Origin of the sequence: Lysinibacillus telephonicus (assembly GCF_003966145.1) — a bacterium.
Classification (GTDB): Bacteria; Bacillota; Bacilli; order Bacillales_A; family Planococcaceae; genus Ureibacillus; species Ureibacillus telephonicus.
Map to the genome: position 1 here is coordinate 1 of NZ_RXNR01000099.1, position 11,095 is coordinate 11,095.

Annotated in this window: 11 protein-coding genes; 2 read left to right on the forward strand and 9 right to left on the reverse strand. The window is 34.8% G+C overall.

What is annotated here, in order from left to right:
* Window positions 1-131 precede the first annotated feature (131 nt).
* Window positions 132-551 carry a YIP1 family protein gene (locus EKG35_RS20760; RefSeq protein ID WP_281274647.1) on the forward strand — a complete coding sequence of 140 codons (420 nt, stop codon included), beginning with the start codon at window positions 132-134 and terminating at the stop codon, window positions 549-551.
* Window positions 552-745: 194 nt separating this feature from the next.
* On the forward strand, window positions 746-2,545 hold the full coding sequence (gene pepF / locus EKG35_RS19305) for an oligoendopeptidase F (protein ID WP_126296172.1): 1,800 nt from the start codon (window positions 746-748) through the stop codon (window positions 2,543-2,545).
* An 86-nt stretch (window positions 2,546-2,631) separates the two neighbouring features.
* Here the strand turns inward: pepF and EKG35_RS19310 are convergent, their stop codons facing one another.
* The 9 genes from EKG35_RS19310 to EKG35_RS21680 all read right to left on the reverse strand — a co-directional run.
* Window positions 2,632-3,387: an alpha/beta hydrolase gene (locus EKG35_RS19310; RefSeq protein ID WP_126296173.1), complete on the reverse strand. Its 756-nt coding sequence runs from the start codon at window positions 3,385-3,387 to the stop codon at window positions 2,632-2,634.
* A gap of 10 nt (window positions 3,388-3,397) precedes the next feature.
* Window positions 3,398-4,204 (reverse strand): ABC transporter ATP-binding protein, encoded by an 807-nt coding sequence (locus tag EKG35_RS19315; RefSeq protein ID WP_126296174.1) that lies wholly within the window; start codon window positions 4,202-4,204, stop codon window positions 3,398-3,400.
* Between the two features lie 10 nt (window positions 4,205-4,214).
* Window positions 4,215-5,246: a FecCD family ABC transporter permease gene (locus tag EKG35_RS19320; RefSeq protein ID WP_126296175.1), complete on the reverse strand. Its 1,032-nt coding sequence runs from the start codon at window positions 5,244-5,246 to the stop codon at window positions 4,215-4,217.
* Complete coding sequence (locus EKG35_RS19325) at window positions 5,239-6,246, reverse strand: FecCD family ABC transporter permease (RefSeq protein WP_126296176.1); 1,008 nt, start codon at window positions 6,244-6,246, stop codon at window positions 5,239-5,241. Before EKG35_RS19325 ends, EKG35_RS19320 begins: the two co-directional genes overlap by 8 nt.
* Before the next feature lie 190 nt (window positions 6,247-6,436).
* Window positions 6,437-7,417, reverse strand: a complete 981-nt coding sequence (locus EKG35_RS19330; protein WP_126296177.1) for an ABC transporter substrate-binding protein — start codon at window positions 7,415-7,417, stop codon at window positions 6,437-6,439.
* A 252-nt stretch (window positions 7,418-7,669) separates the two neighbouring features.
* On the reverse strand, window positions 7,670-8,869 hold the full coding sequence (locus tag EKG35_RS19335; protein ID WP_126296178.1) for an NAD(P)-dependent malic enzyme: 1,200 nt from the start codon (window positions 8,867-8,869) through the stop codon (window positions 7,670-7,672).
* Window positions 8,870-9,153: 284 nt separating this feature from the next.
* Window positions 9,154-10,050 carry a stalk domain-containing protein gene (locus EKG35_RS19340; RefSeq protein WP_126296179.1) on the reverse strand — a complete coding sequence of 299 codons (897 nt, stop codon included), beginning with the start codon at window positions 10,048-10,050 and terminating at the stop codon, window positions 9,154-9,156.
* Between the two features lie 94 nt (window positions 10,051-10,144).
* Window positions 10,145-10,987, reverse strand: a complete 843-nt coding sequence (locus EKG35_RS19345) for an MBL fold metallo-hydrolase (RefSeq protein WP_342774128.1) — start codon at window positions 10,985-10,987, stop codon at window positions 10,145-10,147.
* A 19-nt stretch (window positions 10,988-11,006) separates the two neighbouring features.
* A partial coding sequence (locus EKG35_RS21680; RefSeq protein WP_148103526.1) for an IS3 family transposase occupies window positions 11,007-11,095 on the reverse strand: 89 nt, incomplete at its 5' end.

An 11,095-nucleotide genomic window follows, 5' to 3' on the forward strand; every position in this document is an offset into this window, starting at 1 on the left:
TTGAGGTTATTCATATGAACAACGAAAGTCACCGATTAAAACATCAACAAAAGATTTTCAACTAATCAAAAGTGTTCATCGTAAATGAGCAAAAAATGTTCATTTGGGGTTGACGTTTACAATTATTAATTATTGTATTATCGCCCATTCTTGGCCTTTTATCTAATAGTTTATTTGCTTTAGAGTTATGGTTAATTGGAAAATTATTTAAAGGTATAGGTGAATATAAAGATATTTTCAAAGCAATCTCTTTATTTAACATTCCTTATGTTTTTATGATTCCTTTTTATCTTATATGGCTGTTTATCGAACCAATTAGTTTATTTTATGACTATGAAAATGGCATGTTCTTTCTTCCAACGATTGACCTAGTGCTTAATTTTATTATCACTATTTGGTGTCTTGTTATTACTATTCCAATCGTTTCAGAAGTACATAATATACCTTATTGGAAATCCTTTTTTATCCTCCTCATCTCAAGTTTAATATTGTTATTACTGATTATTGTTCCAATTTTAATTATCATTATTTTTACTTCTGTTTTGCTATAGATTTGTTAATTGTACTCAGAGGGTTCGTCCAAAATAACTTTTAGGATTGGACCTTTCCCTTTCTCAAAAGTTAGAATTTTCAATCAACAACTATAATACTATGTAAAACTATGGTACAATTTATTTCGACCACCGGAATAAGAAAAGAGACTGATCATTAAAACTTTATTATTCCGTAAAGAAAGGGGTTTAACATGATTAAAAGAAATGAAGTGAAGATTGAAGAAACATGGGACTTAACGCATCTTTTTGCAACTGAGCAATTATTTGAGGAAGCTATTAAAACCGTTATTGAGGAAGCTAACCTTATTGAACTAAATTTTAAAAACAAAATTACCGACGCGAAAAAGGTTCTATTAGTTTTAGCTGCTTATAAAAATTTAAATGAGAAGATGATTCCTATTAGAACATACGCAAGCTTAGCATATAGCGTCGACCAAACAGATGATGCAGCACAAATGCGTTCAGCTAAGGTCGGACAGGTTTTTGCTAAAATCAATGCTGACCTTTCCTTTATAACAAGCGAATTATTACAATTAGAAGAAGCAATTCTTATAGAAGCTAAAAATCTTTCACCTGATTTTGCTCACTACATTGAAAAGCTAATTCGTAAAAAGTCTTATCTACTCCATCCAGACGCTGAAAAAGCATTGGCAGCTTTTGGCGCTACTTTTGATGCTCCTTATGAACTATATAACACAACAAAATTAGTAGATATCCAATTCGAACAATTTGAAGTAAATGGAAAAACCTATCCATTAAGTTATAATCTGTTCGAAGGGGATTGGGAACTGGAATCCGATACAGAAATACGTCGAGCTGCTTTTGAAGCATTTTCGACTAAATTACGCCAATATCAACATACAACAGCCAAAACATATGATATGCATTTAAAAATTGAAAAAACTGAATCAGACTTACGTGGTTATAAGTCTATTTTTGATTTCTTACTTTATAACCAAGAAGTTGATAGAGAGCTTTATAATCGCCAAATTGATTTAATTACTGCAGAATTAGCTCCTCATATGCGCCGTTACGCAAAACTTCTGCAAAAGGTTCACGGCTTAGAAATTATGACATTTGCTGATTTAAAAATATCATTAGATCCAACCTATGAACCAAGGATTTCTATCGAAGAATCACGGGCATACATGAAAAAAGGGCTTGCCGTAATGGGTGAAAACTATCAGAAAATGCTTGACCGCGCATTTGACGAACGTTGGATCGATTTTGCCCAGAATCATGGGAAATCAACCGGAGCCTTTTGTTCAAGCCCATATGGTTATCACCCTTTTATATTGATTTCGTGGACTTCTCGGATGAACGAAGTATTTGTTCTTGCTCACGAATTAGGTCATGCAGGACATTTTTACTTAGCAAATGCTGAACAAAATGTCTTTAATGCACGCCCTTCTCTTTATTTTATCGAAGCACCTTCTACAATGAATGAAATGCTGATGGCAAACTACTTATTAGAAAATTCGAACGATGCCCGTTTTAAACGATGGGTTATATCTACTATTGTGGCTCGTACGTACTATCACAATTTTGTAACCCACCTTTTAGAAGCAGCATACCAACGCAAAGTGTATGAAATAATAGATGAAGGCGGCAGTGTAAATGCATCGATTTTAAATAAATTAAAACGTTCTGTTTTACAAGACTTCTGGGGCGATGACGTGGAGATTATTGAAGGGGCAGAACTTACTTGGATGCGCCAGCCACACTACTATATGGGCTTATATCCTTATACGTATTCTGCAGGACTTACAATTGCTACTCAGGTTTCTCAACGCATTCTTCGGGAAGGCAATAGAGCTGTTGAAGATTGGGTTAACGTGTTAAAAGCAGGAGGTACAAAAACACCTATTGAGCTTGCACAAATGGCAGGGGTTGATATTACTACAGATAAACCATTGCGTGATACCATTGCATTTATCGGTTCTTTAATAGACCAATTAGAACAATTAACAGAAGAGATAGATCATATTTAATTAATATATATTTGTTTTCGCAGCTGTTCATTAAAAGCATAAACCCCAATTGTTAGATTTTAACTAGAATTGGGGTTTACTTTATTTTATCGATTTAAGCCCACTTCCGAACAAAAACGAAATGCCCTGCTTAAAGTTGTAGGCACAACCGAAGCATGATTTTCATCATCTGCAACAAATAGCTGCTTATTCATGCTTGGAATCTCTTCATAAAAATGTTTTGCATCCTCAACCATAAATCCCTCTCTTTCCCCTACAATGATAAATAGAGGAGCAAGTTCATCGAGCGAAGTGTCTTTTAGCATACGAAATAACTCCCTGTTATTCCACCAAATTGACGGACTTACTGCAATATATGTTTGGAAGGATTGGGGCTTCGTTAAAAAATTCCAAAGTACATAATAACCTGACAAAGAATGCCCATAAATGGTTTGCTTATTTTTATTTACCGGGTATTTAGTTTCGATTAACGGCTTTAATTCATCCATTAAAAAACGAGAGAAGTTTTCTGCTCCACCAAACTCATTTAAGTCATCTAATTTCCCTTTTGTACGCTCTGGAAATTGATACTTTTCACTCGGGGCAGTAAAATCGTAAAATCGTCGCTTACGCATTGTTTCCTCTTGGTGGCATATACCAACTACTATTGAATCTTCCACCCTTGTTTTTAAAGTATTTCGTGACTGTAATTTAACAACTTGTTTAGCTAATGGAAAATAAGAAAGTCCATCAAGTATATAAATAATTGAAAAACCTTCTTTTGGCTGTTCAATATCTGGAACATGAACATAAATTGTATATTGATAGTTTGTAAATTTAGAGCTTATTAAAAAATCACCCATAATTCCCCTCCTAAAGAGCTGAAACTTCATTTTTTAATATGTCGTATGTAAAGCAAACTGGCTTATTAGTTTCTTCATCATGCAGGATTTTCGCATTTATATGAAATACATTTTGTAATACTTCTTTAGTAATGACTTCATCTGCTGAGCCATGTTCGATAATTTCTCCTTGCCGCATTGCAATGAGTTCATGTGAGTAACGCGCTGCGTGGTTAATGTCATGTAGAACCATCACAATCGTACATCCGTGCAGCTCATTTAACTCCTGTACAATATTTAATACCTCAATTTGATGAGCCATGTCTAAATAAGTTGTTGGTTCATCAAGCAATAAAATATCCGTTTCTTGAGCTAATGCCATTGCTAGCCATACTCTTTGTCTTTGTCCACCTGAAAGTTGTGCCAATTCTCGATTCCGGTACTCTGTCGTTTTCGTAACGTCCATTGCCCATTCAATCATTTCTATGTCTTTCTTTGTTAGGCGATTGACGTTTTTTCTGTGTGGATATCTTCCGTAAGATATAAGCTCCTCAACCTTTAATTGAGAAGGTGCGGATGGGGATTGTGATAATATCGCCATTTTTTTTGCGATTTCTTTCGTAGAAAGATTTTGCATATTTTGTTCCAGCAGATAAATCTCCCCCCTCTCCTTTTTTAGAATACGTCCAATGGTTTTTAATAGCGTTGATTTTCCACAGCCATTAGGACCAATAATTGTCGTTATTTTTCCCTCTGGAATGACCGCATTTAATCCTTCAAAAATAATTGATTTCTCATAGCCCGCTATTAAATCCTCTATACGAAAAGCGATAGCCATAATATCCCTCCTAGTCTTTTACCTTTACGAGTAAATACATGAAATATGGAATTCCTATAATTGACACAACAATTCCTACCGCTAACTCGCCAGGGGCAAAAATAGTTCTCGCGATAAAATCACTTAGTATAAGCAGTCCTGCTCCTATTAAAGCGCTGATTGGCATAACATATTTATGTTGGATGCCAACAAGTTGTCTAGCAATATGCGGAGCCATAAGCCCAATAAAACCAATGCTTCCTGATACAGAAACACACGCACTTACTAATCCAACAGATGCTAGTAGCAAGGTTATCTTTTCTTTCTCAACATGAATTCCTAAACTCGTCATATTTACTTCATCGAGTTGAAAATAATCCAGCAAATAGGCTTTTTTGTATATGTAAAATCCTAGAATCAACAGCCATGGCAACATTGCGATAACGAAAATCCAATTCGCATTATAAATTGTTCCAGCCATCCAAACTGCAGCGGATTCAAAGTCCTTTTCGTTCATCTTTAAAGATAAATACATTGATAGGGCACCAAACCCGCTATTAATTGAAATACCAGTTAAAATTAATCGCTGCATATCTAAGTGTCCATGTCTTAATGCAAAAGCAAAAATAAGAGCTGCTGCAATTGTCCCCCCTATAAATCCGAAAATTGGCATCATCATAATTAATAGCCAGCTGCTCATATCCGAATCAATCAGTCTTACTTGGAAGAAGAACATAAAGATGACAACTGCTGCTCCAGCCCCGGCATTGATTCCCAGAATCCCGGGATCTGCAAGACCATTTCGAGTAATCCCTTGCAAAACAACGCCTGCTATTCCAAGCCCTACCCCAACCAACACTGCAATGACAATACGAGGCAATCGAAATTCAAAAATAACTAGATCAAATTCTTTATTTGAATTAATCCGAAGTAATGTTTTTGCTACATCTATTACTGACATATCAAAAACACCGTTAGTAATATGTAAATAACTAGCTGCTAAAATTAATAAACCCAGTGAAACAGAGCTCCACACAAATAGATGAAATGATCTCCTAGCCACGCTTCTCACCTCCAAATTTTCGAATTAAATATAAGAAGAATGGCACACCAATAAGAGCTGTAACTACCCCTATAGGCGTTTCAAAAGGATAATTAATAAATCGACTAAAACAATCACATAATGATAAGAAAAATGCTCCGAACACTGCTGCGCACGGAATAATGTTACGGTAATCTACGCCTACAATAAATCTCGTAATATGCGGAATAACCAACCCTACGAAAGCTATTTTCCCGACTAGTGCCACTGCAGTACCCGTTAAACAAACGACACTTAACATGCTGATTATTTTTATTATTTTTGTTTTTTGCCCTAAGCCGATAGCAATGTCTTCGCCTAGAGATGTGATTGTAATCGCCCGTGCTGAAACAATGGCTAACAAAAGTCCAAATATTCCAAATGGGATAGATAGTGTAAGCATATTCAAATCTACTGTATGTATTTTTGTGTTATACCAGGCACTGATAGTTTGTGAAACTTGGAAATACATTGCTATCGCTGTCGCAATACTACTTAAAAATGATCCAATCACCGTCCCTATAATCGCTAGTCGAACAGGAGATAAACCATTTCGAATGAGCGAACCGAACCCAAAGACGAGTCCAGCCCCTAATGCTGAACCAAGCATCGATATTAAAATCATTTGATAATTAGGGAGTCCAGGAAGAAACACGATAGCCAATGTAATAGCGAATGCTGAGCCATCATTAACACCCATTAATGAAGGAGATGCTAAAAAATTTCGAGTTATTCCCTGCATCACAGCCCCGGCAACCGCTAAAAATGAACCGACTAATAGTACAGCAATTGCTCGTGGAATTCTGTTTGTGCGAATAATTTGATGATCAATATTTGCTTTATCAAAATTCGTTATTGCTTCCCATACGGTTATAGCACTAATATCTTTTGTACCGTATAAAATAGATATCAATGTGATGATTCCAATAAAAATTGGAGAAGATATAATGATAAGTATTGGTAAATGAATTGTCTTTTTCAACGTTCACACCTTTTTCTAAAAATGATAAAATAAGCGCATTATATTTGTGTGCTCCCCATTAACGCTACACCTTACTACTCTAGAGACTCTGTGCTGCTTACCCCTTGATAATATGAAGTCCCACTGCTTTTCTAACTACATAAAAACTGGCAGTAGAGATGGCCTAAACCAGCTCAAACTGCCAGCTCTGTCATTGTAGAAGTTTTTCAGCAGCTGCGTCTAAAAATTTAACTTTTGACCATGCAGTACCACCTTGTGCCATTGGGTCGATTACATTAACAAATACTTGATTATTTTGAGCTGCTTTTATACTTGAAAAGATTGGATTGCTTTGTAGTTCTTCTAATGCCTGTGATGCTTCGGCATTTTCAGTTGTTTCAAACTGTAAAAAGATTGCATCAGGATTTACTTCTGCCAATGTTTCTAATGTAATTTCTGCTTGTGCTTTAGCAGCCTTAATCACTTCTGGCACTGGCGCACCTAAATCCTCATATAATACTGGGTTTAAATATACTCCTTCTGGGTAAATGTACATTAATCCACCACGAATACGGATAATTAAAATATTTTTATCAACTAATTGTTCACTTGCTTTCGTTTTTAAATCCGTCGCCTTTTCTTCATAATCAGCAATAATTTGCTTTGCTTCTTCATCTTTTCCCGCTAAACCAGCTAATAAAGTTAAATTATCTTTCCAGTTTGTTGAGATATGAGAATAAGGAATGGCAGTTTGGATTTTATTCATTTTTTGAAATACATCCTCACCCCATTTTGATGAACCAATAATAACGTCCGGTTTTAGTGCCAAAATAGCTTCTGCATTCGGCTCCATTTTATCTCCTATTAATTGTGCTCCAGCCAACTCTTGTTCTAAGTAGGTTGGAATAGCACCACCTACCTGCAACACACCCACAGGTTTAATACCTAACATTGCTGCATCTTCCATTGATTCTAAACTTGCTGCTGCGATATTGTTAATTTCTGCAGGAACAGAATATTCCTTATCTAAATATGTAATTGTCTGTGTAGCAGCTGATGTTGCTTCTTTTGACGTGTTTTCTGTTTTAACTTCAGTACTTGAAGAAGTGCTGCTGCCGTCTTCTGACGATCCACACCCTGCTATAGCTAATGTTAATAGTGCTGCTGCACCAAATGCCCAATATTTTTTCATGTTTACACCTCTAATTATTTTTCTTCAATGGGAATGATAATCACACTTAATTGATTATCATTCTCATTAACGTAATTATTACAAATATTTTACATAATAGAAATAGACAAAACGTCAAAAATATATGGACTTTTGCCGTTTTACGAATAAAAGAGAGATTGTTTCAAGTAATTTTGAAACAATCTCTCTTTTTTATTTATTGAGTATCTGTCCAGGAAAATTTTTTCTTTTCAATATCAAAACTATGTTTTTTTAATTCACTTTTATTGGTGATGGAAATAGATTTGATACTCCTGAATGAATTGCTGCATCTCCAACAGCTTTAGCAACTGCAACTGGCACCCGTTCATCCAATGCTTTCGGAATAATAAACTCTTCATGAAGTTCTTCATCGGATACGAGTGATGCGATGGCTTCTACCGCTGCAAGCTTCATTTCTTCGTTTATATCTGTTGCTCGGACATCTAATGCACCTCTAAATATACCAGGGAATGCCAGCATATTATTCACTTGATTTGGATAATCAGAACGGCCAGTCCCTATAATACGTACACCCCATGCTTTAGCATTTTCATAAGTAATTTCTGGATTTGGGTTTGCTATTGCGAAAACAATCGGGTCTTGGTTCATGGACTGAATATGTTGTTCAGTCAACAAGTTTGCAACCGATACACCAACAAAAACATCAGCCCCCACAAGTGCATCACTTAAACTTCCTTGTAAATTTTCCGGGTTTGTTAGGTGAGCAATTTTATCTTTTACAGGGTTCATGCCTGTTGGCCTGCCACTATATATGATTCCTGTCGAATCACACATTATGATATTTTTAAAGCCAATCTGTAGTAATAAACGTAAAATTGCAATTCCTGCTGCTCCTGCTCCATTAATGACAATTTTAGTTAGCTCTTTTTCTTTCCCTACAATCTTCATTGCATTTTTTAATCCAGCAGCTACTACAATTGCTGTACCATGTTGATCATCATGAAAAACAGGAATATTACACTCTTTGCGAAGGCGATTTTCAATTTCAAAACAACGTGGTGCGGAAATATCTTCTAAATTAATTGCACCAAATGTAGGGGAAATTGCTTTTACCGTTCTTACAATTTCATCAACGTTCTTCGTATCTAAACAAATAGGTACTGCATCAACATTGCTAATTTTCTTTAACAATAACGCTTTCCCTTCCATTACAGGTAGCGCCGCTTCTGGACCGATATCGCCCAATCCTAAAACTGCAGAACCATCTGTAACAATCGCTACAAAATTCCCCTTCATTGTATAGTCATAAACAGATGACCTATTTTTATCAATTTCAATACATGGAGCTGCGACACCCGGTGAATACGCTAAACTTAGGTCATATGTATCCATTACCGGAACTTTTGAAATAACCTCCATTTTCCCTTTGTACTGTGCGTGCATTTCAATCGATTTTTTCATTAAATCCACAAAGCCCACCCTTTCCAAACAAATTCTGTAATTTTCTCTATATTTTTGTATAATATTACTTCACTTAAATAAAGTCAATATTAAATAACGAGATTTTCTAAATTAAATGAATATTTTTTACTTAATGTATCTTTTTCTGTTAATTGTGTATATTTTCACATAGTACCAATTCCTATTTATTTCCTTTTATGAAGGCGTTTTCAAAACTTCTTTATTATTTTAGAAAAATAAAAGACTACATACAAAAAGATGTATGTAGTCATTTTGGTTGGTAGCCAATTAATTTATTCTTCACTAATTTCGATTAATTTTTCTAAAAACTCATAAGGTACATATGTTTTATTTTCTTCCAATAAAGCTGGTGCTTCTTTAAAATATCCTAAAGCTTTATTGTAGCCATAAGCAGTTGAACCTCGTGTAATTGTAAAAGATAGATTTCCTTTGGAAATAATTGCACCGTTTCCATTAGATTCTACCTTAAATCCTAGTTGTTCTGATACAAGTCGAAGTGGAATCATTTTTTCACCGTTCACTTCATAAAAGTCATTTTCTGCAATGGCGATTGCATTCTCAATTTCTTGAGAATATTCGGTTAATATAACAATCTTTTTTGGTGTTGTTTGACCAGGGTAACTTTCTAAGACAATATCATAAAAAATAAGTACGTCTCTCTTTATGATGTCTTCTTTTGATTTTTTTACCCCAGCTAAATTTTCAATAATCGTTTGATCATTAACAAAGATTTTTAAATCTTTCTTTTTGTTTAAAAGATTTTCATCAAATTGTTGCAGTTCAGCCGTTCCTTGTTGTTCTGTTTGAACAATTACTACATCTGGTGAATAGCGAGGTGGATAAATCATAAGCATGATATTATTCGCATCAACGAATGCAGTAATGTTCATTCCTTCCTTTAACTCCACTTGTTTTCCAGTGTTGTCAAATACTTTCACTGTGTCATTGAAGTAAAATCCAAATTGTTGTTCACCATTTTCAACTGCTGCAAAATAATTTCCAGATGGTTCCTCTGTTATTTTTTTAATTTCCCCTGCAACAGTAAAGTAATTTTCAACTTCTTGTTCTGCAATTGGTATGCTCTCATTATTCTCAGCATATACAGCTGGAGAAAGCATAAAACCACTTACCATTGCTGAAGTTAGAAGAAAAGGTATAGCCTTTTTCATTTCTCTTTCGCTCCTCTCAAAAACTATTCGTTTAATTAGTCGTACCAGCCTTGTAAAAGTTTCATAAAAAATTGGTTTATTTGAAAATATTGTTTTAAATTAGTTGTTTTATATCTTTTAGTATTGAAGTAATAATATGTATTGAATCCCACTCACCAAAAGATAAATTTGTAATCGGGTATTTTCTCTTAAATAGCTGGCCTTGAATTTGTTGAACACTATTCCCTTCCTTATAAAGTGTAAGTACTTTATGTTGAAGTTCTAGTAAATACTCTAGTTTGTTCTCTAACATTCCTCGACCATCTTTAACAAAACCAGCATGACTACAGTAAAGTTCTTCAAAATTATAAGTAAGTAACCTTTTTATCGATTGTATAATTGTCGGAATACTTTCATCTCTTAAAATGACTTTAGTCTTTTGTTGAACGAATAGGTCTCCTGAAAATAATTGTCCTGTTTGTTGATTTAAGAAAGCAAGATGATCTTTTGCATGACCTGGTGTCTCGATTACTTCCCAAACAGAATTTCTCGATGAAAAGGATTTGCCAATCGGTTTTGCTTGAAACGGCTTCCTTTTACCCCAAAATACTTTTCTATACAGCGGATAATCTGGATTTGTTTCACACTCTTTTACTGACATTTCATGAATATAAATTGGAACATTACGATGTTCCTTAATAACGGATGCGCCCCCACTATGATCTTCATGGATGTGTGTAATTACTACTTGATCAATATCTGACTCGAGTAAAAATGGCTGGAATTGTTTCTTTAAGGATCTTGAACCTGTATCGATTAATACTCCGTCAACTGCAAAACAATAAACATTTAGCGAAATATTTTTAAAGGTTACTAACCAATTCGCGTACGATATTCCATTCACACTTCCTAATTCAATTGATTTTTTTAAAAGCATTGTCCCATTGATCTGACCCAAGAAAGTTAGACATATATAATTAGGCTACTCCAAGGACCTGAGTTCGGTATTCCACCGGGCTTAGGTCTTTTAATTTTGACTTCATTCGTTTGTTATTATAATAGTAAA

Bases quoted from the DNA above. Each gene is read 5' to 3' on its own strand.
- pepF (WP_126296172.1), top strand. From the start codon at position 746: ATGATTAAAAGAAATGAAGTGAAGATTGAAGAAACATGGGACTTAACG.
- EKG35_RS19310 (WP_126296173.1), bottom strand. From the start codon at position 3,387: ATGGGTGATTTTTTAATAAGCTCTAAATTTACAAACTATCAATATACA.
- EKG35_RS19315 (WP_126296174.1), bottom strand. From the start codon at position 4,204: ATGGCTATCGCTTTTCGTATAGAGGATTTAATAGCGGGCTATGAGAAA.
- EKG35_RS19330 (WP_126296177.1), bottom strand. From the start codon at position 7,417: ATGAAAAAATATTGGGCATTTGGTGCAGCAGCACTATTAACATTAGCT.
- EKG35_RS19340 (WP_126296179.1), bottom strand. From the start codon at position 10,050: ATGAAAAAGGCTATACCTTTTCTTCTAACTTCAGCAATGGTAAGTGGT.